Origin of the sequence: Sporosarcina sp. FSL K6-2383, assembly GCF_038618305.1 — a bacterium.
Lineage (GTDB): Bacteria > Bacillota > Bacilli > Bacillales_A > Planococcaceae > Sporosarcina.
In genome coordinates, this window is sequence record NZ_CP152017.1 from 126,405 (window position 1) to 152,644 (window position 26,240).

Annotated in this window: 27 protein-coding genes; 8 read left to right on the forward strand and 19 right to left on the reverse strand. The window is 40.8% G+C overall.

What is annotated here, in order from left to right:
* Nucleotides 1–98 precede the first annotated feature (98 nt).
* The 4 genes from MKZ10_RS00705 to MKZ10_RS00720 are packed head-to-tail and all read left to right on the forward strand — an operon-like array spanning nucleotide 99 to nucleotide 2,501.
* Nucleotides 99–818 (forward strand): ABC transporter ATP-binding protein, encoded by a 720-nt coding sequence (locus tag MKZ10_RS00705; RefSeq protein WP_342506920.1) that lies wholly within the window; start codon nucleotides 99–101, stop codon nucleotides 816–818.
* Between the two features lie 13 nt (nucleotides 819–831).
* Nucleotides 832–1,575 carry an ABC transporter permease gene (locus tag MKZ10_RS00710; RefSeq protein ID WP_342506922.1) on the forward strand — a complete coding sequence of 248 codons (744 nt, stop codon included), beginning with the start codon at nucleotides 832–834 and terminating at the stop codon, nucleotides 1,573–1,575.
* Between the two features lie 60 nt (nucleotides 1,576–1,635).
* Complete coding sequence (locus MKZ10_RS00715; RefSeq protein ID WP_342506924.1) at nucleotides 1,636–2,094, forward strand: LytTR family DNA-binding domain-containing protein; 459 nt, start codon at nucleotides 1,636–1,638, stop codon at nucleotides 2,092–2,094.
* Nucleotides 2,091–2,501, forward strand: a complete 411-nt coding sequence (locus tag MKZ10_RS00720) for a DUF3021 domain-containing protein (RefSeq protein WP_342506926.1) — start codon at nucleotides 2,091–2,093, stop codon at nucleotides 2,499–2,501. Before MKZ10_RS00715 ends, MKZ10_RS00720 begins: the two co-directional genes overlap by 4 nt.
* A gap of 21 nt (nucleotides 2,502–2,522) precedes the next feature.
* Here MKZ10_RS00720 and MKZ10_RS00725 read toward each other — a convergent pair whose 3' ends face one another.
* From MKZ10_RS00725 to MKZ10_RS00755, 7 genes are all read right to left on the reverse strand, one after another.
* Nucleotides 2,523–3,143, reverse strand: a complete 621-nt coding sequence (locus MKZ10_RS00725; protein WP_342506928.1) for a LysE/ArgO family amino acid transporter — start codon at nucleotides 3,141–3,143, stop codon at nucleotides 2,523–2,525.
* 182 nt (nucleotides 3,144–3,325) lie between these two features.
* Nucleotides 3,326–4,522: a class I SAM-dependent rRNA methyltransferase gene (locus MKZ10_RS00730; protein WP_342506930.1), complete on the reverse strand. Its 1,197-nt coding sequence runs from the start codon at nucleotides 4,520–4,522 to the stop codon at nucleotides 3,326–3,328.
* A gap of 72 nt (nucleotides 4,523–4,594) precedes the next feature.
* Nucleotides 4,595–5,038 carry a hypothetical protein gene (locus tag MKZ10_RS00735; protein ID WP_342506932.1) on the reverse strand — a complete coding sequence of 148 codons (444 nt, stop codon included), beginning with the start codon at nucleotides 5,036–5,038 and terminating at the stop codon, nucleotides 4,595–4,597.
* Nucleotides 5,039–5,040: 2 nt separating this feature from the next.
* Complete coding sequence (locus tag MKZ10_RS00740; RefSeq protein WP_342506934.1) at nucleotides 5,041–5,238, reverse strand: helix-turn-helix transcriptional regulator; 198 nt, start codon at nucleotides 5,236–5,238, stop codon at nucleotides 5,041–5,043.
* A gap of 157 nt (nucleotides 5,239–5,395) precedes the next feature.
* Nucleotides 5,396–5,833, reverse strand: a complete 438-nt coding sequence (locus MKZ10_RS00745; protein ID WP_342506936.1) for a VOC family protein — start codon at nucleotides 5,831–5,833, stop codon at nucleotides 5,396–5,398.
* Between the two features lie 36 nt (nucleotides 5,834–5,869).
* Nucleotides 5,870–7,939, reverse strand: a complete 2,070-nt coding sequence (locus MKZ10_RS00750) for a DUF2339 domain-containing protein (RefSeq protein WP_342506938.1) — start codon at nucleotides 7,937–7,939, stop codon at nucleotides 5,870–5,872.
* A gap of 132 nt (nucleotides 7,940–8,071) precedes the next feature.
* Nucleotides 8,072–8,668 carry a hypothetical protein gene (locus MKZ10_RS00755; protein WP_342506940.1) on the reverse strand — a complete coding sequence of 199 codons (597 nt, stop codon included), beginning with the start codon at nucleotides 8,666–8,668 and terminating at the stop codon, nucleotides 8,072–8,074.
* Between the two features lie 462 nt (nucleotides 8,669–9,130).
* Here MKZ10_RS00755 and MKZ10_RS00760 point away from each other — a divergent pair, with 462 nt between their 5' ends.
* Nucleotides 9,131–9,478, forward strand: coding sequence for a DUF6173 family protein (locus MKZ10_RS00760; protein ID WP_342506942.1), 348 nt, complete (start codon nucleotides 9,131–9,133; stop codon nucleotides 9,476–9,478).
* A gap of 71 nt (nucleotides 9,479–9,549) precedes the next feature.
* Here MKZ10_RS00760 and MKZ10_RS00765 read toward each other — a convergent pair whose 3' ends face one another.
* Together MKZ10_RS00765 and MKZ10_RS00770 are read right to left on the reverse strand one after the other, a co-directional pair.
* Nucleotides 9,550–9,771, reverse strand: a complete 222-nt coding sequence (locus MKZ10_RS00765; protein ID WP_342506944.1) for a transcriptional regulator — start codon at nucleotides 9,769–9,771, stop codon at nucleotides 9,550–9,552.
* 122 nt (nucleotides 9,772–9,893) lie between these two features.
* A complete protein-coding gene (locus MKZ10_RS00770; RefSeq protein ID WP_342506945.1) occupies nucleotides 9,894–10,625 on the reverse strand; it encodes a helix-turn-helix domain-containing protein in 732 nt (243 codons plus the stop codon).
* 202 nt (nucleotides 10,626–10,827) lie between these two features.
* Here MKZ10_RS00770 and MKZ10_RS00775 point away from each other — a divergent pair, with 202 nt between their 5' ends.
* Nucleotides 10,828–12,702, forward strand: a complete 1,875-nt coding sequence (locus MKZ10_RS00775) for a serine hydrolase (protein WP_342506947.1) — start codon at nucleotides 10,828–10,830, stop codon at nucleotides 12,700–12,702.
* 192 nt (nucleotides 12,703–12,894) lie between these two features.
* On the opposite strand, the gene MKZ10_RS00780 is transcribed toward MKZ10_RS00775, so the two are convergent.
* The 3 genes from MKZ10_RS00780 to MKZ10_RS00790 form a co-directional block, all read right to left on the reverse strand.
* Nucleotides 12,895–13,620, reverse strand: a complete 726-nt coding sequence (locus MKZ10_RS00780; RefSeq protein ID WP_342506949.1) for a MerR family transcriptional regulator — start codon at nucleotides 13,618–13,620, stop codon at nucleotides 12,895–12,897.
* Nucleotides 13,621–13,875: 255 nt separating this feature from the next.
* Entirely contained in the window at nucleotides 13,876–14,676 is an 801-nt protein-coding gene (locus tag MKZ10_RS00785; RefSeq protein ID WP_342506951.1) for a hypothetical protein, read from the reverse strand.
* 144 nt (nucleotides 14,677–14,820) lie between these two features.
* Nucleotides 14,821–15,567 carry a GyrI-like domain-containing protein gene (locus MKZ10_RS00790; RefSeq protein WP_342506953.1) on the reverse strand — a complete coding sequence of 249 codons (747 nt, stop codon included), beginning with the start codon at nucleotides 15,565–15,567 and terminating at the stop codon, nucleotides 14,821–14,823.
* Between the two features lie 282 nt (nucleotides 15,568–15,849).
* On the opposite strand from MKZ10_RS00790, the gene MKZ10_RS00795 reads away from it, so the two are divergent.
* Nucleotides 15,850–17,973, forward strand: coding sequence for a methyl-accepting chemotaxis protein (locus tag MKZ10_RS00795; protein WP_342506955.1), 2,124 nt, complete (start codon nucleotides 15,850–15,852; stop codon nucleotides 17,971–17,973).
* 213 nt (nucleotides 17,974–18,186) lie between these two features.
* Here the strand turns inward: MKZ10_RS00795 and MKZ10_RS00800 are convergent, their stop codons facing one another.
* From MKZ10_RS00800 to MKZ10_RS00810, 3 genes are all read right to left on the reverse strand, one after another.
* The gene (locus MKZ10_RS00800; RefSeq protein ID WP_342506957.1) at nucleotides 18,187–19,647 is read right to left on the reverse strand and encodes a carbon starvation CstA family protein; all 1,461 of its coding nucleotides are present in this window, start codon (nucleotides 19,645–19,647) and stop codon (nucleotides 18,187–18,189) included.
* A 145-nt stretch (nucleotides 19,648–19,792) separates the two neighbouring features.
* Nucleotides 19,793–20,521, reverse strand: a complete 729-nt coding sequence (locus tag MKZ10_RS00805; protein WP_342506959.1) for a LytTR family DNA-binding domain-containing protein — start codon at nucleotides 20,519–20,521, stop codon at nucleotides 19,793–19,795.
* Nucleotides 20,521–22,260 (reverse strand): sensor histidine kinase, encoded by a 1,740-nt coding sequence (locus MKZ10_RS00810; protein WP_342506961.1) that lies wholly within the window; start codon nucleotides 22,258–22,260, stop codon nucleotides 20,521–20,523. The genes MKZ10_RS00805 and MKZ10_RS00810 overlap by 1 nt, the downstream gene beginning before the upstream one ends.
* Before the next feature lie 243 nt (nucleotides 22,261–22,503).
* Between MKZ10_RS00810 and MKZ10_RS00815 the strand changes: the two genes are divergently transcribed.
* The gene (locus tag MKZ10_RS00815) at nucleotides 22,504–23,133 is read left to right on the forward strand and encodes a hypothetical protein (RefSeq protein WP_342506963.1); all 630 of its coding nucleotides are present in this window, start codon (nucleotides 22,504–22,506) and stop codon (nucleotides 23,131–23,133) included.
* A 392-nt stretch (nucleotides 23,134–23,525) separates the two neighbouring features.
* Here the strand turns inward: MKZ10_RS00815 and MKZ10_RS00820 are convergent, their stop codons facing one another.
* The 4 genes from MKZ10_RS00820 to MKZ10_RS00835 all read right to left on the reverse strand — a co-directional run bounded on the left by MKZ10_RS00820 (nucleotide 23,526) and on the right by MKZ10_RS00835 (nucleotide 26,077).
* Entirely contained in the window at nucleotides 23,526–23,966 is a 441-nt protein-coding gene (locus tag MKZ10_RS00820; RefSeq protein ID WP_342506965.1) for a hypothetical protein, read from the reverse strand.
* Between the two features lie 267 nt (nucleotides 23,967–24,233).
* The gene (locus MKZ10_RS00825; RefSeq protein WP_342506967.1) at nucleotides 24,234–25,100 is read right to left on the reverse strand and encodes an ROK family protein; all 867 of its coding nucleotides are present in this window, start codon (nucleotides 25,098–25,100) and stop codon (nucleotides 24,234–24,236) included.
* A 211-nt stretch (nucleotides 25,101–25,311) separates the two neighbouring features.
* Nucleotides 25,312–25,695, reverse strand: coding sequence for a VOC family protein (locus tag MKZ10_RS00830; RefSeq protein ID WP_342506968.1), 384 nt, complete (start codon nucleotides 25,693–25,695; stop codon nucleotides 25,312–25,314).
* Nucleotides 25,696–25,798: 103 nt separating this feature from the next.
* Nucleotides 25,799–26,077: a metalloregulator ArsR/SmtB family transcription factor gene (locus MKZ10_RS00835; protein WP_342510302.1), complete on the reverse strand. Its 279-nt coding sequence runs from the start codon at nucleotides 26,075–26,077 to the stop codon at nucleotides 25,799–25,801.
* Between the last annotated feature and the right edge of the window lie 163 nt (nucleotides 26,078–26,240).

Here is a 26,240-nt window from a genome sequence, read left to right on the forward strand (position 1 = left end):
GTTACCTTCTAATAAACGCGAGTCACCGAAATCACAACGACAGGTCATTCAAAACCACATACACTTTGGTTACAAAGAACTTAAGCGGAGGGATTGCAATGAATATCATCAACGTCAACAACCTACAAAAAAAATATGGTAACAATCATGTTCTGAGAGGGCTGGACTTTCAAGCACAACAAGGCGAGATTATTGGGGTTATTGGAAAAAACGGGGTAGGCAAATCGACATTTCTTGAAATCCTTATGACGATTAAACAATACGATACAGGAAACGTCGCCCTGTTTGATAAAGAAATTAAAGCACTCTCGATGAATCAACTAGAACAAATCCGACAACAAATTTCCGTCGTCCTGCAACCAACTCAGTTCTACAAAACGCTAAAGGTAGTCGAGTTGCTTAAATTATTCAAAGCCTATTACAAATCACCACTCGACATCAACACAATTATCGAGGACTTCAAATTGACGCCACATCGTAAAAAGTATTTCGATAAGCTTTCTGGTGGATGGAAGCAAATTGTCAGTCTAGCGATTGCCTTTTTATCACAACCAAAGCTATTGATTTTGGATGAACCAACGACCGGTTTAGATCCTCATATGCGTAACATCCTTTGGTCATACATTACCGATTACAACAAACGCACAGGCGGCACGGTCATATTAACGACACATAATATGGATGAAATCGAAATGTACTGCGACAAAGTGATGCTCATCAATAACGGCATCAATGAAATCTACGACACGACAGAAGGCATTTTGGCATCGGGTTACAAATCAATTAATGAATTCTATCTGACAAAGGTATCCATTTAAGGGGGAGAAAATTATGTTAGCGACACAATTGAAATACGACCTACTTATGTTCTCAAGGGAATTATTCTACTTAGTCTTCACGATTATCGTTCCGCCAGTCACGTATCTTTTCATGGGGCAATTGTTCGGCAATCAGACATACGCCGGAAATTTAAGCTATGCAGAAACGTACACGCCGTCATTCATCTTGCTCATCACGTTCGGTGTCATCTTTTTCGCTTTCGGTTTCGATCAAGTGATGAATCGTACAACCGGTGTCGAAAAACGCATCAACCTATCACCTGTACCAAAGAAAATGCTGCTACTATCAGCTATTTTGAAATCCATCATCATTACAAGCATCGGATTTTTCCTCGTTTACGCCATCGGGATGATCGCTTATGATCTAGCGTTCCAGCCAGTACGTTTTCTAAGTGCTTACGGATTTTTCATCATCCTGAATGCTGTATTGCTTGTCATTTCTTCGGCAATCTATTCTTTATTCAAAAGCATGAACGCAGCACTTGTCTTTTCCATCGTCATTTTCCAAGTCGTTATGTTTACGGGAGGCTTCGCGATGCCAATTGCTATGATGCCGAAATTCGTACAAATTATTGCTGACGTGAACCCCCTCTATCACATGAACAATCTCTTCATAGCGGTTTGGAATGGGCAACTGACGTTTGACAACAGTACACTCATCTCCACCGGTTACATTGCCGGTTTAGTTCTAGCCGCATTCATTATCATCCGTTTTACAAACAAAAGAAGAAGTTGACAGACTACCCCCAAGACATTCGTAGATTAGTTGTATACTATTATCTAAGGGGGTCTTGCCATGAAAGTGTCATTGAACATCGATAGTGATTATAAAGAAACAAAAGTGACAATCGAATCACCCGAATTAGATCATTCCGTTCAGGAGGTTCTTGATTTTATAAAAGGAAGGGAAACGGAGTTCCTTGTCGGAAAAGACAGCGATATGCAGCATATCCTAAAGCCTGGTGACATCCACTATTTCCATACTGATAAAGACGGAGTTGTCGCCGTCACGGCCGACGGTTCTTTTAAATTAAAAGAAAAATTATACGAACTGGAGGAAATCCTCCCTGCCAATAAATTCGTCCGACTCTCTAAATCCGTCATCGCCAATCTCCATGAAATGAGTAGTTTTGAAGCGTCCTTCAACGGAACACTCTGCGTCTATTTTAAGTCGGGGGCAAAGGAATACGTTTCTCGCACATACGTCAATACCATTAAAGAATCATTGAAAATGAATAGGAGGAGGGGCGAATGAAGACCTTTTTATTCAGAAGTATGATTGGCATTTTCTTTGGGGCATTTATCGCCGTCATCTTAACGAATTCCGTCGTTTATTTTGGCGAGCAGGACGTGTTAGACGGACAATTATTCTTGAAAAACTCACTCGGTTCTATTTTCAGCGGATGGTTTTTCACAGTAAGCCCACTCTATTTTGAAAATACCAATTTGCGACTCTCTCAACAGACCGGGCTTCATTTTATAACAGTCGTTGTGCTGTATTTTATCCTAGCATTCGGCATTGGCTGGATTCCATTTACTCTGAAAAGCTTTTTGCTGACACTAGGATTATTCATTGTCGTCTACTCTATTTTCTGGACTGCTTTTTATCTTTATTTCAGAAATCAGATGAAGAAATTGAACGCGGAACTTCAGGAGCTTTAACTTGATTCGATTGGTGGGGAATCAACCCAGATTCCCCACCAATCGAATCGCCAAATAGACGGCAATTCCCCAAACAACCAACGCAGAGCCTTTATTCAACAACGCCATTAGCTTGCCACTGGAATCCAATTTCCCGAAATATCTGCCGGCAATCGCTAATCCAAGAAACCATAGCCACGAAACGATGATGGTCGTCAGCGTGAATGCCACTCTGACGTCTCCCGAATAATTTAGCGAACTCGATCCAATGACGCCAATCGTATCGAGAATAGCATGGGGATTCAATAAAGAAACAGACGCAGCAAAAATAATCTGCTTCTTCGCCGAAAACTGCTGTCCATCCACCTTCATCGCCCTCGCATCACTTTTCCATAACACAAAGCCGATATATACTAAAAATAAAATGCCGATACTAAAAATGATATTTTCCAACCAAGCAAATGTCAGCACTAGTAGCGACACACCCGACACTGCGGCCACAATTAAAATGGCATCACAAATCCCCGCCGTCACCACAACAGGTAACGCTCGTACAAATGTCGGCTGCAACGCTCCCTGATTAAAAACAAAGACATTTTGTGCGCCCAACGGCACAATGAGTCCAAATGCCAAAATGATGCCATGTAAAATTGCTTCCGTCACACACTCACCCCCATCTTCTATAATTCCCTATGAAGTTCACTTTTCCTTCATTAAAATCGTGATTTGGACTGCTATGCGGTAGTAAACACACCCTATCCGGTAGTATTCGCCTGCTATACGGTAGTAAGAAGCATCCCAAAACAAAAGCCGCACCTAGTCCTCCCAGGTACGGCTCCAATTTCTTATTTCAACTTCTGAATAACAACGACTTTTAAATAATTAAATTCCGGGAAGTCACGATTTGTGCGGAAATCCCTCGGCAATGAGGATTCTTCAAGAATCTTGAACGAGGACCCCGCATCCTTGAATGCCTCTTCAATGAATGTCTTGAACTTCTTCATCCCAAAGCTCGCATTATTCGTCGATGCCACAATGACACCATTTTTCTCCGTAATCGCAATGGCATCTTTCAGCAATGCTGGATAATCCTTTGCCGTGCTGAACGAATACTTCTTCGTACGCGCAAAGCTCGGTGGGTCCAAAATCACCAGGTCGAACTTTAATTCCTTGCGCTTCGCGTAACGGAAATATTCAAAGACATCCATCACTTTGATATCCTGCTGCTCATAGTCAATACCGTTGACGCTGAACTGCTCAATCGTCTTCGCCAAACTACGCTTCGCTAAATCGACACTCGTCGTCTTCATCGCCCCGCCAAGTGCTGCCGCAACAGAAAACGCTCCCGTATATGAAAATGTATTCAGTACATTTTTGTCCTGTGCATACTTATCGCGAATCGCCTGACGCATATCACGCTGATCCAAGAAAATACCCGTCATCGCGCCATCATTCAAATTAACCGCGAAATTCATGCCATTTTCCTTGACGATAATCGGGAAATCACCTTGCTCACCACGGACAAAATCATCCTGCTCGATATATTCGCCCTTCGTATCAAAGCGTTTTTTCTCATAGATCCCTTTATACTCAACAATTTTATCCAGCACACTATAAACATGATGCTTCAGTGAATAAATTCCCTGGCTATACCAGCTCACCATATAATAACCGTCGAAGAAATCAATCGACAATCCACCAACGCCATCGCCTTCTCCGTTAAACACGCGAAATGCCGTCGTGTCTGGATCTGCAAAAAGCGCTTCTCGTCGTTCAAGTGCCTTTGCAATTTTTGATTCGAAGAAATCGAAGTCGATTGCTTCCTCTTCTTTTTGTGTTAACACCCAGCCAATTCCTTTGTTTTGATTGCCATAATAGCCTTTCGCCACAAAACGACGGTCTCTGTCCACCAAACGAACAATCGCGCCTTCCTCTGTCAAAGCATGTGTATTAATAATCGCTTCCTTTAAAATTAACGGATAGCCTTTTTTCAAATCTGCTATATTTTTTGCATTCACTTGTAAATCGATTGTTTTTGTCATTTCATCAGCCTACTTCATCTTTTTTCTTATTATCGCATGTTTCTACTGGAATTGCGAAATTGGCTAAGATTTTCATGCTTCCTCACGTATCATCCGGGAATCCTTTCTTCTCCGAACAATCATCGCAATGGTCATGGAGATAGAATTAGCTGCTATAAACAATATACTTGCACTATTATCCAACCTACCGTCCTTTATAGGCGCAAACACATCACTCCAAATCGCTTGCCCAATGACAAACAAACTAAACAGTGAAACGAAGCCAAACATCGGGATATATAAGTAGGTGTTCTTGTCTTTTCTACTCATATACGCGCCATTCAAAATCGTCATCACCACCATATACGTCGATGGAATAGACATCAATACTAGCATTTCTATCAATGGTTCTGCCCAGATATAATTCATTTTTATTAAACCATTCACAAAAATAAGTACTATCGTCAAAAAGAAAGCATGGTGACCATACCGATGCCTTTTCGCCACTTGAAACTCATCATAACGCTCCTGCTGCATGCTCATCCCTCCCAAAATAACTCATCCAATGTTTTATCCAGCACTTTACACACCGCAATACATAATTTCAACGAGGGATTGTATTCACCATTCTCAATCGCATTCATCGTCTGCCTCGTAATACCAATCGCCTCGGCAACATCTTTTTGTGATAGATCCTTCGCCGCCCGCGCAGCCTTGATTCGCAAATTTTTCGTCATGGTAAACCTCCCATTAACCAAATTATACAAGTAATCATCTCCTGATGTCGAATATATCCGACACAATGTAAGTTATATCGTTCCTTTATTTCAAATAAAAAAAGCAGTGGAATCTTCCCCACTACTTCTCTCCCTTCAACAATATCCCATTCACTCTTTAATCAATTTTCTCCGCCAGCTCTAAAATAATCCCTTCTGGCCCACGAACATAGCATAACTTATAAGCATTTTCGTAATTTTGTATCTCGCCAAAAAGTTCCGCACCTTTACTTTTCAATTTGGCAACAATGGCTTCAATATCTTCAACTGCAAATGCAATATGTCGGATACCCAACGTATTTGCAAAAGACTGCTGAATAGCTTTTTCATCCGACGGCGAATGGAATTTGACCAGCTCCAAAGTTGCCTGACCATCCGGCATCCCTAACATGACAACCGTCTGCCTAACGTCAGTAAGCCCAATTATTCGTTCTACCCACTCTCCCTTCACTTCCGCCTCCCCTAGCACTTCTAGTCCAAGGTCGAGAAAAAAGGCTTTAGCAGCAGGAAGATCTTTTACGATAATACCTACATGATCTATTCTATGGATTTTCATTCTTCATACCTCCTATTCCTTTCATTCTTATTGAAATTACTTCTCTTCCTTCAACAACGTCCGTGAATAGATTAATCCAACTACCCCAACAATCGTAAACAAAATGGCCCGAACTAGAATCGAAATACTAGCCAAGTCGATGATGAAGAGCTTTAACACACAAGCGATAAGAAGTCCTGCCCCTATGAATTTAACAATCTTCCACTGCCACTTGCCGCCAATACTAATGGACAGGAAAGCAAAGGTAAACAGCAGGAATGTGTGCACAAACAACACATATTCCGTTTCCCAGGCATACATATTAACAAAGGCGAAATACCATTTATTCAAAAAGATGAAATAAATGATTTGCATCACTACCGCTAGCCCCGAGATGTCCAACTTTAACTTTTTCGCTGGTACGTAAAAGCGATCCTTCATAATCGCTCCTATCAACATAGTCAGCAGCGCCACATAAGCAAACTGTACAAAAAAATTAAACAAAAACTCGCCATAAGCATAAGATACCCCTAGACCCGATAGCATTACGGATACGCTAAGGATTAAAAATAAAATCACTGTACTATGTGCCACATAAAGCCCTTTACGCCATTTATGCAACGTGTACATTGCACAAAGTACCACTAACACGACAAATCTTTGAACGTGCATAGCCGTTTCAAATGCCAGAGAGACACTCGACAGCCACAGCATGGTCAGTTGACTAAGGTATAGTAAAACGAGCACTTGCCCGACAATCAAACTGCCATCAATGCGTTGTGTTTTTCCTACTAGCCACTTTGGCGTCCAGCGATATAGCGTGTAAAACAACCAGCCCATGGAAGCTAACAATACCAACCATACTGCGTGTTCTAACGACCACAATTGTTCAATTTGCACAATGATAAGTACTGCGGGTAAGGCAAACAAATAGACGATGGAGCCTGTCACAATCGTCCGCAGCGTCTCATAGCGTACACCGACCCAAATGCCAAGCGTACCATTCAACAGCAGCAACATCAGCACAACCCGGCTGTCCTCTAAATCGAAGGACAATACTAAAACACTTAGCGCAAATACAGCCACCGCCGATAACACCCCGCGTAGTGCATGATCCTTCCTCCATAACGTATATAGTGCAAGCCCGCAGTAGGCCAACGCCAATAGACCATAAACCGCTACCTCCGCCGTATGATCGAGCAATTTAATCCAAGCAATTGTAAACACAAAATTCGAGTACAACAGTCCTTCTGTAAAAACACTCCTTGAAATCTTTCCTTTTACATAAAAGAACAAAATCACACCATGTTGGATGAGTACCGTCGTAACCAATATCCCCTCTGCATCGTAGCCACCATCCAAAATTGCGTAAAAGAACAACGTCAAATGGAACAACACAAACGTCACATAAAAGGAAAACTTATGCCGTTGACTAAGCGACACGTAAAACAATGATAGAAATAACAGCAAGATATACGCACAAAACTGAATCGCAGTAGCCCCTTCTCCTTCCAATAAAAATGGAAGTAAAAATCCCGCAATTCCCGAAAACAGTGTCAGCGTCTCTGACTTCATTTTCCGCGATAACAACAATCCCGCGACAATATAGACGACACCTAGTAAAAACGCGACTGTAAAGCTTAAATAGCCATACAAATGGTGTGCCGCAAAGGTCGTCAACATCCCAAGGCCTATAAAGCCACCTAATAACGTCAAACCAAATCCTTTTTTCCCACCACGAACATAGCGCATGCCTAAGTAATACAGCAGGAAGGTCCCCGCATAACCAAGCACCACGCGCACCGGATTCGTAATCACGCCATGATCCATCCCTACCTTCAAGCCCCACAGCACACCCAATAGCAGGATGAACATGAAGACTCTCGGCAACCAAGTACCCAATGCTTTCTCCAGATTAAATTCCTTCCGTACAGTCGGTGGTACTCGAACGGGTACTTCCTGCTTTGGAGTAGCCGCCTTCTCTATATGCTTCACCGGTGTTGCAACGCGCATCGTTGAAGCTCTTTCTGGAACGACTTCTTGATCAGCCAGTTGACGCTTTAGCGACGCTACCTCCTGCTCCAAATCAGCCACTCTCTTGATAACATCCTTTAGCTCTTCATCCAAAACCATTCCCCCTTTCTTTTCCATTTCTTTTAAAAATCATACCATACTAGTAGAATAAACTGAGAATAATGACGATAAAAAAAGCAACCTTTTCCAAATAGGAGAAGTTGCTTTCTAGTAAATTATGAATGATTAGGCCAGTAAGCGAAACGCTAAACTTTTCCACATACTAATGCGAACGGGCTGACGTTCCTGCTGCCCTCTAATTTGAGATAAATAAGTCCGTAAATCGCCTTCAAATTCCTGTATTAAAAAAGGGACCTTCGTAAAATGATGAGGCTGTACCATATTCGGCTGGATCGCAAACATCCGCACGCCGCCTTCATTGACAACCGTTGCGACAAACTGTGAACAGAAAAATGCATGTTCACGCTGAATACCGATATTTAAAGCAACCGCAAACAGCCCGATAAAATTATACTTATACTGCTCTTTACGACGTTCAATCTGACGAACCATTCTGCGCATTTTATGATATTCCTCTTCACTAACCTCACAGCTAAAAATCATACAATCCGCGTCCTGGAATATCCCCGTTGATACATCCTCCCTGACAAAACCACCGACAAAAGGATTATGCCGCTGCTTCCGCCCGAAGCTATACACCTCATTCAATTGCTCATCAAAAGCGATTGAAGCGTGATTCAAATCCTTCCTCGTATACAGCCCAATAGCCTTCGACAGCAATGTCCCTGTATCCGTTAGGACAATATATATCGTTTTCCCCACGACAATCAACCCCCACAATCTGTTACACCTATTATGCACTTTTAAAACGGCAAACTAAACCGGCTATAGATGGAAACTATCTAAGCCCCGAGACCTAGTTCACTTGGATATTTCGAATAATTTATGACATCTGTTATCTCTCTACTTAATTATACGTCTTTTACCAGCTAAGAGTTTCATGTTTTTGAAAATAATTAAAAGCAAAAGTGTTATTCACTACATTAAAACATTGAAATAAGGAGTCCTCCCAACAACGCTAGGGGATGCTTCCCGCCAAAAGCCAAGCAGCTTCACCACCAGTCTTATGACTTCAACTACCTCTGTTAGGCGCCTTCGCTAAGATCTATTCGGCAAAGTATTCACCGTACACTCAAAATGTTTTCAATCCGGAACTTTCAGGGTATCTACATACTAACAGCCCTAAAAACTTGTGTCTATCTTATATAGAGGGAAGTGATTACGATGACAAGTAATTTGCCAGAAATTCCACAGCTCGCACCTACATCTGATAACGACGCCGCAACGATCGCCAACCAAGTCGTCGCAGCCGTCAACGCCTATAATCGTAACCTGAATCATGACCAAGAAGTTGGACTCATGCTAACATCCTTTGGGCAAACTATGACTGTCAACATTACGGGGATTGGCTATATTGGTACAAGACTAATTATATTTAAAGGCTTCCTCACGAATAACAATGCACCCGTTGAGCTACTACAGCATGTGTCACAGTTGAATTTTTTGTTGGTGTCGTTGAAGCGGGAGAACCCGTTGGAGGAGAAGAAGCATATTGGGTTTCTGGGGGAATGAAAGTGGGAAGGTGCGGAATTCACTTGATTCTGCACCTTTCTTTTCAATAAATTATCACCCATGTTGATCCATCATACTACATCACGTTCTTTTCTGATGACGGGAACGATTGCCAAAACATTGTCGATGTTAAATGTTCGATTAGATTTTCGCAGATGGCAATACGCCCGAAAGGAAACTTCGCCAACTTGGATTACCTTTATCCGTCTCTTGCTCACTGCCCCATTCTTATCAATATAAAACATATCCAGTAGCACACCATGGTCCATTGACTTGATTAACTGATTAAGCACATCCGTTCCCCCCTTAATATCAGTATACAGAACAAGTGTTCACCCCGCAATATCTTAATATAAAATTCCTTCTACCGGCATATCAAACTCCATAAAAATATCATCAAACAACGCCTTATCGATCAATTTACGGTAGACCCATCAAAATAACCAGGAATATTTCGAATCTCTTTGCGCTTTGTAGCTTGAATAGAAATATGAAGGGCTTGCATCGCCAACTGTTCAAATAATTCTCCTTGGTGCTCATGAATGCTAAATTTCAACATACGTAATGACAGTGCGCGATAAATGCCAAACAATTGACGGGCTAAAGAACTATTGTCACCAATCGTTGTTGACAATAGTTCTTTCATTCTTCCAAACAACGTTGTAGGTGGAAGAGTCGGCTCCGCAGGATACGTATCTGTAAGAGTAAGGCTTTTTATGTTTTTAGATTTAGAAGAAAATGCTTCAGATTTGGGAACAACGTCCTCAGTCTCACTGTCACTAGGCTCGTCCACTGTTGGCGGAGTGGTCAAAGTCGACTGGTCATTGAAGGGTAAAATAGTGTAAATGTTAGCGCCAAGCCCGTTCATAACTGGTCGAATATAGTGAATGCGTTCGATAATATCAAGACTTTCCAACTTACGAATCGCGCGCCGAATGGTTACGTTGGACTTGCCAATTACCTCTGCCATCGTGTCGTGCTTTAAGTGAGCAGCACCGTATTTTACAGAGTAACGACGGATTAGATCTAGTACAGCTCGATCCGTATCATTCATCTCGTTCCAGTTTGCAATGACATGACGTCGCGCCGCCTCGTCCATTTCGTCTTTGTTTGTGAAGTGTGCATAGTCTTTTAAGTAAGTTGTCATAGTGGTCATTCCCCTTTTATTCTTTATATAGAGGGAAATGAGGAAATCGGATACATATTTGGAAAATTAATTTCAATAAAAGGAATCTATGCTAAAATAAATTAAAGATTGCGAAATGATGTTCTTCAACGGAAATCATTTTGCAAATAGATTCAATTATCTTTAAGGCTGCTAATATATACTTATTATAAGGGAGTGCCGCATGAATAAAAATTTTGTCATTTTATTGATACTAGCTTTATCTTTGTTTTTTACCGAAACAATTTATGCTAATGAACTTACAACACCTTCTGGAATTTCATTATCCGATATTGAAAGTTTTGTGGACGACTATGTAAATGAATATATTGGTGAAACAACTGCGGGTGCGAGTATTGTTATTTTGAAAGATAATAAAGTTGTTTTATCAAAAGGATACGGTTATGGAGATATTGAAAACCAAATTAAAATAAATGCCAATACCGCTGTTTTTGAATGGGGTTCAATTAGTAAATTATTTGTCTGGGTGTCGGTCATGCAATTAGTCGAACAAGGAAAAATCGATTTAGCTGAAGATATAAACAGCTATTTACCGCAAGGATTTTTAACAAAACTAACATATGATGCTCCTATCACTATGTTGGATTTAATGAATCACACTGCTGGATTTGAGGATAATATTTTTGATGTAGGATATGCTAACGAACACTTTGTAAACTCTTTAGAAGAAGGGTTGAAAATTGCTGAGCCAAACCAAATATATCAACCGAGTAAAGTCGTTGCTTATTCTAATTATTCAACTTCCCTAGCTGCATATATTGTTCAATTAATTACAGAACAAGACTTTAATGAATATGTTGATGAACATATATTTCAAAAATTAGGTATTCTAGATTCAACTGCATATTTGTCTTTAGGGAGAAATGAGCAGATAACCAAAAACAAAGTAAATGGATATGAGCTTATTGAAGAAGGTAATTTCAAACTATCGACACCGTTCTATATGTCCATGTATCCTAGCGGTGGAATAAATGGAACAGCTCAAGATTTAGCTAAGTTTGCAATGGCTCTTATGCCGCAATCCGATAATGAAAACGTTTTGTTTGAGGATGCAAATACGCTAATTACAATGCTGTCGCAAAGTTATGCTGCTAATGAAAATGTCCCTGGTATCGCACATGGTTTTTGGGAGTATGATGGAAAGTTTAAAGGATTAACACATGGTGGAAATACAGTTTCCTTTTCAAGTAATTTTCATATCGTCCCTGAAGAAAACTTTGCAATAATCATATTAACGAATCAAGCTTCAGAGGTTGATATTTCCTATGGACTGACGAAGGAATTGGTTGGAGAAAAAAAGATAGATGAAGTAAAATTGGCGGACTTACCAAACTCACAAATAACAGAAGGAAAGTATCTTACTTCTCGCAGAATGAAAAGTGGCTTCTTAAATTTGTATTACTATTTACTACCACTTACAGTGAAATCACTAAATGCGAATGAAATTGAAGTAAGTTTGGCAGGTATGAAAGCTAATTACGTCCAAACATATCCAAATGTTTATAAAATGACAAATGGTAGTCCTATGTTTATTCTTACAAATGTTCTTTATTTTTCTATAGAGGACGGTAAAGTTAAACAAATTTCTACATCGATTTCAGATTATCTCCCTTTAGATAAAAGTATATCTTGGTTAACAATAAGTGCAATATTATTCATTTATTGTTTAGTACACTTTATTGCTTCCCCGTTCGTTTTAATCGTAATCAGTATTTTGAATCGAAGAAGAAAAAAACCTTCTATTAAAATAAAAAAATGGGTTTACCTATTAAATATAGTTGGTACAGCATTTATCGTAAATATTATTTTATTAGCAACTAGGATGTTGAGTAAGAGTGATCGAGGCTATTTTGAAGTATTCCCACATATAGTTGCTAATTATGTTTTAACTATTGCAAGTGTCGTTTTTATTATTTTCATTTTAGTTAATTGGAAAAAGGCAACTTTAATGAGATTCCAGAAGGCTATTTATCTTCTGTCGATCATTACTATTGTTATATTAATCTTTTTACTTATAACATGGCAGTTTTATTCTTAAGTAATGCTCAGAATTAATTATAGCGTCATTTTTTAAACAGGCGGGAATCAGGCACTGTTACCATCAGGCCAACGGGATGTTGGTCATACATTCGTCGCCGCAGGACGCGGCGAACTTAGAATGCGCTCCTTGAAAGAAGCGAATGGTAACAGTGGCCTAGCACCCGTGAGTGCACTCAAAATAATATTCTTTTTACTTCCCTTGCTCCGCATAAATCCCCATAGCATCCCTCATAAACACTGCCAGCCCTTCTCCAAACTTATCAATATTCTTCGTAAACCTTTCATCATCCACATACATCTGCCCTAAGCCTGCAAATCCCGCTAGCGAATAACTGCCCATCTTATTCAAAAACGTAAACCACTCACCAATACCTGCCTGCGCTTCATCAGAAGCTGGATCCAAATGTCTAAGCTCCGCCAGCTTAAAGTAAATGCGATTCATTTCCTCGCCTAACTCTGGTCCGAATTGTGCAGCCTTCTTATTCGATGCATCGACCGCCTTGTCGCCCCAACGCTCTCTTGCTTCTTGTTCGTATGGATTCTTGCTGAAATCGAATCCTTTAAATTTCTCTTCGTTTGTCATGGTATATTCCCCTTTTCCTTGTTGAATTGTTTTGTCAATTGTCTTTATCATACTGTCGAGCTGCTTGCGTTTGTCCACGAGCATTTGTCGTTGCATTTCAAAAGCCTCCTGACGATTGAATGCGGGACTATCGAGCAACTCCTTCATTTTTTTCAAAGAGAAGCCGAGTTCACGAAAGAATAATATTTGCTGTAATGTTGCCAAATTATCGTCGGAATACAGTCGATATCCTGCTTCCGTCACGTCATCTGGCGTTAACAATCCGATGTCATCATAATGATGGAGTGTGCGCACACTGACACCGGTTAACTGCGAGACTTCTTTTACTTTCATGGCTCAGGACCTCCCTTCAAAAATAACTATAAAGTATGACGTAACGTGAGAGTCAACATAGAAAAATCAATTGCACCTCGGCGTAATTGCGTTGGGATTTTGAATTGTGCATAGCACAATTTACTCCCTTCAAAATCCCTAACATCCGCCGGAGGCTTAACTTGAATCAGAACTCCCTCTGATTGAAATGCTTTTCTGGCATTCATCCTGCCGCTTATAGAAGTGGGGACTTCTGCTGAATCAAGTTAAATTTGTTCAACCTTTTAACCACAAAAAGAAAATCATTATGTACGCAAGCTTTTCATCGGACGAAATATGCGGCCCAAATCGCACATGCTCATGATGTGCTGTGCTGACAAACGCCGGGTTCATTACATAAGGGAAAATGCCAAAGCGATACGATGCCGTCATTCTTCCTTCTTCATCCTTCACATCGATATCACCAGCCATGTTTTTAGCTTCAAGTTCTCTCCAAACCGCCCCATCCGAATGATACAAAATGCCACGATTTTTCAGAGCCGATTTCGATAGATATTGAACGTAGGTGCTCATTAGCGTACTGTCCGGCTTCCACAGCGACAATTCATAACGCTTCACATCATCATGCATTGTAAATGATGCCATCTTTCGCCCTGTCATATCCAATATGTCGTAGTGTACCGGGATGATAAAGCCCTTCTCCAGCAAATTAAAAACCGTAAGCCACCTAGATAGCCGCCCTTTAGCTGGCTCTATTATAAATAACGGATTGCCATTCGCATCGACATTGTACATTCTCGGTAAAAGGCCAGGTACTCGCTGGAAAATCAATTCATGGAGATCTTCCAAGTCCAATAGGCTTGCACTCATTGTTTCATTGCTCAGTTTTTCATGAGCATTTTTGAAATAAAACCCGGCACCAATCAAGGCTAATGCAAACAATCCAGCTTCAAACAACGTATCACCATTTTTGGAAAACCCCTCATATCTAAATAAATAAAAGATGACTCCAAAGATTGTAGCGCCAATACCACCTATAAAACTAACCTTCGACGTCTTCCTATAAATTTCTTTCATTCCCCAACACCACCATCCCTTTCATACATCGTGATTGCTTCGGCTACTCATTGTCAACTATCTAAAGAAGAGATTCTCGGGCTGACCCGAAATCTCTTCTTTAACAATCATGATTTTACTGCATACCGCTACTTTGTTCTACAGTCACTCAATCGGCATCCAAATTTCAATGGCATCCTCAGTCACTCCCGCTGGATAGACATAACGTTCAAAATCATAGCACTCCCGTAGTTGAATATCTTCCATCTTAATAATGGCCTCGTACGTAGCAGGGATTCCCGGGATACCTCCTTCGACTGTTGCAACGATGAATTTCCCTGCTGGAATGACAACCTCTTGCGTATTCGGGAAACCTTCAGCAAGTTCCAATTTGACGCCCGCTATATAGTGGATGACCTCCCCCTCCATCTTCAAACAAACACCAAAGGACTCTTCCACAACGACGCCATTATTAGCAATTTCCTTATTCAATTTCTCCCATTCAGCAGGAATTTCTGAAACAGGTCCGACCAATCCATACCCCTTTATCGTCATTTCTTCCATTTCAACAATTCGTGTTTCCATATAAGACTCCTCCTTGTTTAAATAGCTTTCAATGTCTTCCGCCGTTTGGTGCAAATCATCCACTTCACGTTCGATTTGCTGTCTCCTTTTCAATAACAACGACTCCATTTGTTCGTCTCCTTCTGCAAGAATAGCAGAGAGTGGTACCCCAAATCGCCTCAATGTTTTGATTCGAACTAATTGTTGTTGCTCCATTTGCGAATAAAACCGGTAGCCCGTTTCTCGATTAACGAAAGTAGGTTTTATAAGCCCGATCTCTTCACAATGTTTCATGGCTTTCACTGTCAGACCGACAAGGCGAGCCGTTTTTCCAATGGACAACACCATGCACCCCTCCTTTTTAATAACTATAAACCTACCCGTTAGGTACGAGTCAATTCTCAAACGGGAATAAAAAAGAGACTTCGGAAAACATCAAACCTCAATCTCATAGCCTCCCAAACCTGCCTGATGAATGCACAACTGCAATAACCCACATACTCACTTGAACACATTTTTTACTTTTTTAAGCAATAATTGCACTATCTATGATTATACCCTAGACAAATAGAACCAACGCACCGATAATTGATAATAGTCTAAATATACTAGCGGAAAGGAAGAGGTGGCATGAAGAAACTAGAAACAAAAATGTTGTTATTTATTTTAGTACCCACAATTCTTTTCTTTGCGGGTCTGGGTACATATATTTCTCTGACAGTCCATTCCACGGCTATACAAGTCGCCGAGGAAAGCTTGGAAACACAGGGGAAACTACTCGCCGAGGAGTTAGGGCTTGAGTTAGAAAAAACGACAGTAGCACTTCAAACATTGTCCCAATCATTAGGTGGATTATTGGATAGTCGTTCAGTCCCTGCACGGGATGATGCCAATACGATGCTGCGGCAATTACTGATGTCGAACCCCAATGCGGTTAGCTCATGGATGGTTTGGGAGCCGGATGCCTTTGACGGGAAAGATGCAGACTATGTCGGCACAGAAGGGCATGATACTACGGGGCGTTTTGTCCCGATATGGTCAAAAGACGAAGATGGAAAGTTCATCGTCCTTCCGATGAAAGGCTATGATCGGCTTGGTGACTTACATACAAATCTTAAAAAAGTATTAGAGACAGGCGAGAATGCACTCTTTGAGCCTGTTATTGTCGAACTAAATAAAAATACGATTTACATCACTTCTATTGCCTTCCCTATTAAAGTGAACGGAAAAGCAGTTGGCGTAATTGGCGTGGATATGGAGTTAAAAACATTGAATGAATTGGTCAATCAATTTTCCTTTTATGAAAGCGGTTTCGCAAGCCTGATGTCTAATACCGGGATTGTCATTTCGCATCAACAAAATGATTTGATTGGACGCAATTACTTTGACCATACCGCTATGAGTGAAAGTGAGGAAGGTGAAATAGTTAGAAATGCGGTCCTTCAAGGACAGCAAATACAAATTTCCGGGTTATCCGATATTTTAAACAAGGATGTTTATCGCTTATTTTCACCAATTAGTGTTGAAGGAATCCAAACACCATGGAGTGCCCTTTTAGTTGCACCCCTTGATGAAGTAACGAAAGAAGCAAAAGCGGTTACAACACAGATTATCATTAGCATTATCGTCATCGTCACCATCCTTGCAATTATTATCTTTATCGTCACAAGAAATATTACAAAAGTGCTACGTACCACTGTTGGATTTGGACAAGTTTTACAACAGGGCGACTTTACACAAACAATTTCAGGGCGGTTTTTAAAACGAAGGGATGAGCTAGGCGATCTTGCCAATATCTTCACTTCGATCAGCGACAGCATGAGAAACTTAATAAGCAAGGTTCAGGATAGTGCACAACTGGTTGAGCAGTCTGCCAGCGCAGTAGATGTTGTCACGAATGAAGCCACTCTTGCAGCGAATGAAGTAACAGCCGCCATTGAAAAGGTAGCTCAATCTGCCGAAGTCCAGATGCAAAGCGCTGAAGAGAGTGCAAAAGCAATGGGAGATATGTCTGAAAGAGTCCAAACTGTTGCCTTTACTGCCACAACTGTATCTGACACGACACATAAAATGATTGAACAGGCGAATAGCGGACAAAAAGTTGTACAAAATGCTGTACAACAGATGGACACGATACATCTAGGAACGAACGAAACAAAATTAGTTATCGAGCAATTGGAAACCGAAGCTAATAAAATTCAAAATATCGTCTCTGTCATCACTTCTATTTCAGAACAGACAAATCTATTGGCTTTGAATGCAGCCATTGAAGCAGCACGAGCTGGTGCAGCCGGAGCAGGGTTTGCTGTTGTTGCTGATGAAGTTCGAAAATTGGCAGACGAAACAAATGGTTCTGCTGCAGATATCCAGAAGCTCGTTAGTTCCATTCAAGCGGATACGATAAGAGCAGCCGATTCGATGTCTAAAAATGAAAACGGTGTCAACGATGGCATCCAGCGGATGGGAGAAGTGGAGTCGGCATTCCAACAAATCATCACTTCCATCGAGCTAATTGTGAAAGAGGCTATCGAACTGTCATCTGTTGCCGAACAAATGTCGGCGAGCTCAGAGGAAATTACAGCAACATCAGAAGAAATAGCGAACAGTGCAGAAATCTCATACGAACAAACGCATCAAGTAGCCGCCGCAGCTGAACAGCAACTCGCCTCTATGGAGGAAATCACCGCAAGTTCAGCAACACTGAAAGTACTATCTGAAGAACTCAATATCGTATTAAGCCAATTTAAAGTATAAGAGAAAAGGTGAGACACTACTCGTAATAAAGTAGCGTCTCACCTTTTTTAACTTACAGATGTATACCTGTTGAAGAGAAAAACAAATAACGATGAAGCCATCATAGAATGGACCTACAATAATTGTATTTTCGGCATTAATTACAGGCAATAATAATAACAAAAAAGCTTGTTGGGGAACCGATTTGGTCTCCCAACAAGCTTTACATGTTAGTTAAGCTAGCTTACTCTCATTCACGTCTACGTCGTCTACCACAACATCTGTTTCAATCTTATTCGCCTTATTGTTTTTCGCTTTAATAAAGAACATGACTGTCAAAATAACCGTCAAGACGATGCCTACGTAGAAGGATAGCTGCAAGTCTAGGCTAAATCCTATCTTGGCGTTTAAGATATACACAAAGACCATGTAGGTGATAAACAGTGCCGGTACTAACGACACAAAGTAATTCTTACCTTTAATGAATAGATACATCGTTGCAATCCACAAAGCAATTGCCGCCGTCGCTTGGTTTGCCCAAGAGAAGTATCTCCATAGCAGGTTGAAGTCGATTTGTGTTAGCAAAGCTGATAAAGCAAACAATGGTACAGCAATCATTAAACGTTTCGCCACTTTTTTCTGATCAATCTTCAAGTAATCTGCAATGATTGAACGTGCCGCACGGAATGCTGTATCACCCGATGTAATCGGCAACACGACAGCTCCCAATACCGCGATTGTTCCACCAACAGCGCCTAATAATGTCATCGACACTTCGTTAACAACTGAAGAAGGTGTACCTGTTTGGATGAACTCACTCAATGTTTGACCATCTAGCATACTCATTGCTGCAGCAGCCCAAATCATCGCAATGACTGCTTCCGTAATCATCATGCCGTAGAATACATAGCGACCTTGTGATTCTTTTTGAGTTGTTCTAGAAATAATCGGTGATTGTGTGGCATGGAAACCTGATAGTGCGCCACATGTAATTGTAAAGAAAAGAATCGGGAAAACTGGTACATTGTCTGGGTGTAAGTTCGCCAATGTCAATTCTGGAATCGTGTAATCCGACACCAGTAAAGCCACTCCAACCCCAACAGTACCAATCAATAGTACAGCACCGAAATATGGATACAATCTACCGATAATTTTATCGATCGGAAGAATTGTAGATAAGAAATAATAAGCAAAAATAACTGTAATCAAAATCCATAATGCTACTTTACCATTCATTAATATCGCCAATAAAGAAGCCGGTGTCGTCACAAATACAGTTCCAACTAATAAAAGAAGTAATAACGCGAAAACGTTTACAATATGCTTGGAAACATTACCCAGAAACTTTCCAGCAAGCTCTGGAATATGTGCACCCTTGTTACGAATGGAAATCATGCCTGTTAAATAATCATGCACAGCACCTGCAAAAATTGCTCCGAAAACAATCCATATGAAAGCGACTGGTCCGAATAGCGCCCCCATAATTGGACCAAAGATTGGACCTGTCCCAGCTATATTTAACAGCTGAATGAGTGCATTCTTTTGTTTACCCATCGGCACATAGTCGACACCATCTGCATTGGCATACGCAGGCGTTTTTCGAGCATCCGTAGGATCGAATATCTTTTCAATGAATTTCCCATACGTAAAGTATGCAACAACTAATAGTACAATTGCGCTAAAAAATGTAATCATGTGAACACCCCTATTTCCCCTATTTGTCTAGCTTTCTTACCATCCTATGTATTTAGTGTATGGCAAATTTTCTAAAATAGGTGTTTTTCAGTGTAACATGCAATTTTAAGCGTTTATCATGCAAGTAAAGAGGGACAACAGGTCATTACAATTCCAAGCGTTGCCGTAAATCTTTGACATAATTTCTACTAACAGAAAGCTTTTCATCTAAACCTTCTAACTCCAGTTGATAGGCTCCGTTAAACCACGGCGTTAATCGGCTGACATATTTCAAGTTAACGAGATAGCCTTTATGAATACGGAAAAATGAAAATGGCTCTAAGCGACTTTCAAGCTCTTTCAACGTTGTTCTCACATCATAGTCACCGGTTTGCGTAATGATTTTCGTCACCTTGTCATCTCGATAAATATACAAAATATCCTGCGGCAAAATATAATCAATATCACCGCCCGTTTCTACTGCTAATTTCCCCAGCTTCTCTGTATTGTCGACTGGAAGCACCGGATGTAGCGTCTTTACAATTCTCTCAATCGTTTGCTTCAACTGCTCCTCATCATACGGTTTTAATAGATAATCGATGGCATTAATGCGAAAAGCCTCTGCCGCGAATTGGGGATAAGCTGTCGCAAAAATGATAAGTGGTACTTTTTTTAACTCCATCAAGGTTTTCGCTACTTCGATGCCATTCATCTTCGGCATCTCAACATCTAGAAAAACAACATCGGGCTGGAGCTGCAATGCTTTTAAAATGGCCGATTCCCCGCTTTCAGCTTCTCCAACCACTTGAACATCTGAAAACTTACCAAGTAAATATGTCAATTCTTCACGTGCATATCGTTCGTCATCTACGATCAAAGTACGGATCGCTCCCATTAAACACCTACCTCCAATTTAGGAATTCGAAATGAAATAGCCGTTCCTTCATGTTCTTTGCTTGTGATCACTAATCCAGCTTGGTCACCAAACGTCATTTGTAAGCGACGATTAATATTGAATAATCCTACTCCTGTTCCTGTTTCGGATTCCAACTGCCTTGTACCCAAAATAGCTAGTCGCTCAGGGACCATCCCTTTGCCGTTGTCCTTCACTCGAATTTCAATCTCCCTACCCAGGTCACGTACCGTCATTTGGATAATGCTATTTCTCTCCATATCCCTAATGCCATGATGAATTGCATTTTCAACGATAGGCTGCAAGGTGAATGGAGGGATTCTTTCATCTAGTAAATGATCATCCACATCGTACACAATAGTTAGACGGTCCACAAATCTTGCCTCTATAATTTCTAAATACGCTTTGACATGTGATAATTCTTGTGCAAGTGTTATTTGAGATGCAGTTGTCCCCGTGACATTTTGCCGCAAAAAGTAGGATAACGACGTCAACAGCTTCCGTGCCTGATCAGGATCCGTGCGAATCAACGACACAATAATATTCATGGAATTAAATAAAAAATGAGGACTGATTTGTGCTTGTAACGCTTTGATTTCAGCCTCTTTTGCTAACTGATAAGCACGATCCGTTTCAGCAATTTCTAGTTGATTACTTAATAGCGAGCTCAGTCCCGCAATTAATTCGATACTAACATCTGTAATAACTTTTTCAGATGGATAGTACAGTTTCAGCGTGCCAATTGTTTCGCCACGCCGGATAAGAGGTGCAATAACCGCCGCGCCTAATCGGCAGCCCGGATAATCGCAGTGAATCGTACCATCATTGACGACAACCAACTCGCCATGATGAATGACATCCCTAGTTTCATCCGTTCGAATCGAGCTGCCAGGCTTATGGTGGTCACTAGCAATCCCGACATGCGCAAGAATATCCGTTTGATTGGTTATGGCAACAGCACTTGGCTGTAGTTCTCGGAATAGAATATTGCAGACAGCCTGTGCCGTGTCCGTATTCATGCCTGTCCGCAAATAACCGATTGTTTGATTCGCAATGCGCAATGTTTTCTGCGCCTGCAATGCCGTCACTTTCTCCTGTTCACTAATCACATTATGAACAATCAATAGGAATAGCGCAGTTCCTACTCCATTTGCTAAAATCATCGGTATCCCTATGACCTCAACAAGCGTAAGTGCTTGCTCAAACGGCTTGGAAATCAACAGAATCATTGACATTTGCATCGCTTCCGCAAGTGCCCCGATACCAAACACAGTCAGCGGTTTAAGTGCTTTCCCTTTTCTATAAAAAATGCCTGCAACCACTCCTGCAATGATTGTCGAAAGCCCACAAGAGATAGCTGTAAATCCACCCAACGTCATACGATGAATACCCGCAATCAACCCCGCACCAATTCCTAGACGATAACCGCCTAACAAGCCTGCAACAACTACCCCAATGACACGCGAATTCGCAATCGCCTCATCTGAAGTCAAGGCCGTGGCGACACTATTAAAATGCAGTGTATTCGTATTGAGTGCGACCCCAAAATACGTTCCCACAATACCAAAAAATCCAAAAAATAGAATCGCTGTAATCTCCTGCCTACGATTCAATTTATCACGGTGCACTAGGTTTTTAAAAAACTGCAAACGGGTCAGGATGAAGGCAACTGCCACAATCATGCCAACCCTCTCTAGCATTATAACCAGCAAATCCAACAACAGAACCCCACCTCGTTTTCCAAAAGCATATGGCTTAAATTATACTGCAAATGAGGAGGGATACATATCTTTATTTTCAGTTAACGGTCTAGAGAGCATTACAAGCGGTTTTGTAGATGTAACGGTGACTTCTAAGACTTTATCTGCGAGTTTGGAAAGTTACCAACGACTTTACAATTCCTTACCTCCATTGGCTGGATATGGTACACTCGTATCATCAAAGCTATTATGGAGGAAGATAAAATGACTACCACACAAACCATGTCAATCCATCGTGCTTTATCCGAATTAAAAACCTTAAACGAGCGAATTGCTAAAGCCATTAAAGAGGCTGATTATGTCGCAACAGACCGCCAATCCACTCAAAAAATCAAAGGCTTATCCATCGAAGACTATGAAAAAACCATTCAATCTGGTTTCGATAAAGCCGTTTCGCTCATCGAACGACGTATTCACATTAAAGATGCGATCGTGCAATCAAACGCGATAACAGAAGTAACAGTAGCTGGTGAAACGATGACTGTTGCCAAAGCCATCGAGCGTAAAATATCCATTGAAAACGAAGAAAACTTATTAGCTTCCATGATTGAAGCCCGTAGAATGGCCATCAACAAACTGACCAAAGAAAATGATTCCCTACCAAAACGTTTGGAGGAATATTTAACAGCGATTTTAGGCAGCAAGGAACATGCGAAAAAAGAAGAAGTCGAGCTGCATACAAAGGCATTTATGGAACGCAATGAATATATCTTAATTGACCCACTCAAAATCAATACACGAATTGAAGAGCTGGAAGAAAAAGTTTCTAGCTTCAAAGCAGAAGTAGATGCCGTTCTTTCCGAATCAAATGCACTGACGAAGATTACCGTCTAATTGACTTGCAACTTGCATGAGTAGCCGAAAACGATATCCACAAGACCCTTCTTTTGTTGGTGTTTCTTTGGGTCAACAAGTAAAGCCAACACCCAACTTACAAACTAATGTAGTTATTGACGATAAAAGCTCAAGGCTTACATCTCAAAGCTGTAAAACTTACGCATTAAAGTTCTTTACTGTTTAAAGTTCAACGGTTAACACTCAAAGCTCTTTTAAATCTTGGACTCACAGTTACGGGATTCTTGTGTTCGCCCATCGTCATCTGCCAAGCTGGCTATTTCGTGCAATCAAAAAATCAGTCAGAGAAATTATTATTTTCTTCGGCTGATTTTTATTTGTCATATGGATTTATACAGGCTTCTAAGTGAGTAACCTTCATCGTAATCACCCTACTCTCCAGATTTTATGTCCTCAACAGCAAAATCCTCAGCAGAGCCAGCCCAAGTCATTGCTAATAAATAAAAAGGATAAGTAATCAGCTGTCCGATAATTACTAGCCCACTGACGGGTGCAGGTCGATCACCGCCATTTGTCATAGGAAAAAGCCCACTAAAGACGAAAACAAACAGGACGACATATGGAAACCAAAGAATCACTGACCAATAGCCCGCATTTCTACCTTCAAACCATTTTCGAATTAGGAAATAGAACAGAAAAAGCGTGACGATAAATCCGACAATATGGATAGCAGCAATCATACCGGTAACCATATTCCCTTCCCATCCCGTTACCCGATAAATTCTATAAACATTAACTTGCAGCTCAATGGATATGAATAACACAAACGCATAGAGAGCACTGAGGATGTTCACCCTCAAAAAAGTCTTCATTCGCAACCCACTCCTGAATAAGTCCTGTGCTTTAGACGTTTTCTCCTGCAATTAGGTTCCGAATTTTCTTTTATCGAAGATTGTTTCTCCCCAAAGTCGGGTAATTGGGGTCACCCGCAATTCTCATCAGGTGTCCTGCTTTTCAAGATGGAACGTAAAAGAACCCGTCCTTTTCAAATAAAAGGGCAGGTCAGTTTTTCGTAGCATAGGTTTACGAGTGACTCTGCAAAATAGCTTTCTCTTTACTGATTTTCACCCCAAGATTACTTACAACTCAGCCTTCGCCAAATAAAATGCACCTTTAATCGCAGAAAGCCCTTCAATCCCAGGTGTCACAATATATTCAGCAATCTGATCCTCTAACTGCGTGAAGGCCAAGTAATGATTATTCATCGCCTGCAAATGTTTGTAAATCACAGGTAACATCTGTCTTTGCTTCATCACCCCACCGCCAAGAATAATTCTTTCAGGTGATAGCGTTAAAATATACGTCATTAATGCATGCGCAATATAATAGCCTTCGATTTCCCACACTTCAGGACGATTTTCTAGCAACACGGCTTTCTCGTTCCATCTTTTTTCAATCGCCGGTCCTGCAGCCAGCCCCTCCAAACAATCCCCGTGGAATGGACACACACCTTCAAATTGATCATCGGGATGCCTTCTAACCGTGATATGTCCCATCTCCGGATGACTGATCCCTTGTAGCATCTTGCCGTAATTCACCGCTCCCACGCCAATTCCTGTACCAATCGTCATGTAAATACAGCTATCGACGCCCTGAGCAGCCCCAAACTTCGCCTCCCCCATCGCCGCCATATTCACATCTGTATCAAACACCATCGGAACATCCATGTACTCTTTTAATGAGGATAAAATATTAAAATGCTGCCATGCTACCTTAGGCGTCGTGGTGATACAGCCGTAATTTGTGGAGTTTGGATTAATATCCGCCGGACCAAATGACCCTACGCCTACTGCTTGAACCTCAAATTGCTGAAAAAACGCCTGCACTTTTTTCATTGTCTCTGACGGGGTTGTTGTCGGAATTTCAATTTGCTCAACTATATTAAAATCCATATCCCCCACAGCACAAACGAACTTCGTTCCACCTGCTTCAATTGCACCTAACAAAATACATTCCCCTTTCTGTGCTCTTCATGAACGAGATGCTGTTTGCTCACTAGATTAATCTAGCACTCTCTCTTAAGAATACTTTAATAATACCCATAGTGCGAATAATAGAAATATATAATTGGTTTCACATTAAGAACAATATTATTTAATTTTATACCTCAAACACGTATAACCCCGTCCTAAAATTTAGGACGAGGTTAACATGAAATTACATCTGTGCAATCTGAATAAGATTGCCGCATGTATCATCGAAAACAGCTATTGTGACATCACCCATTTTGGTCGGCTCCATCGTAAACTTCACGCCATTTTCCAATAATCGCTCGTACTCTTTACGAATATCTGCAACACCAAACATTGTTGCTGGAATACCATCGGCAAATATCTTCTTTTGATACTCTTTGGCAGCAGGATGGTTATTCGGTTCTAGCAAAAGCTCGGTACCTTCTTGATTATCAGGAGAAACAAGCGTAATCCATCTGAATTCCCCCATAGGAACGTCATGCTTTTTTACAAACCCCAGCTTTTCCGAATAAAATTCCAATGCCTTGTCTTGATCTTGTACGAATAAACTAGTAACAATGATTTTCATATTATTTTTTCCTCCTTTAATAGTTGCGAGTTATGGACCTTTGCTAACAATCTGGTTACGAGTAGAAAAATCCATACATTCATCAGATGTTTTTTTTAAAAAGTTAGTCAATCCATCCTTTCAACAAATTTTTAAGTGGCTCATTGTTGAATGTAAGAACTCGATATTTCCCCTTTCGTTTTGATTGTACGAGCCCTGCATCTTCCAATACAGCAAGATGTTTTGCGATTGCCTGTCGTGAAATAGAAAGATCATGCTTCATAATAAGACGTACCGTCAGTTCATACAACGTCAGCTCGTTGCGTTCGGATAATTCGTCTACTATAAGTCGCCGTGTCGAATCGCTGAGTGCTTTAAAGATTGCGTCTTTATCCTCATTCATATATTGATTATAAGCAACTCCGCGGTTGCGCGTCAAACATAAGCAACTGAATGGTTGCTCATGCTTAATTTTATTTATGTATCCATAATTAAAAGGTACCAAATCCTGAAGCAGTTTTTAAACTGTTTCTAGGACTGGTACCTTTTTGATAACTTTCGTCTTT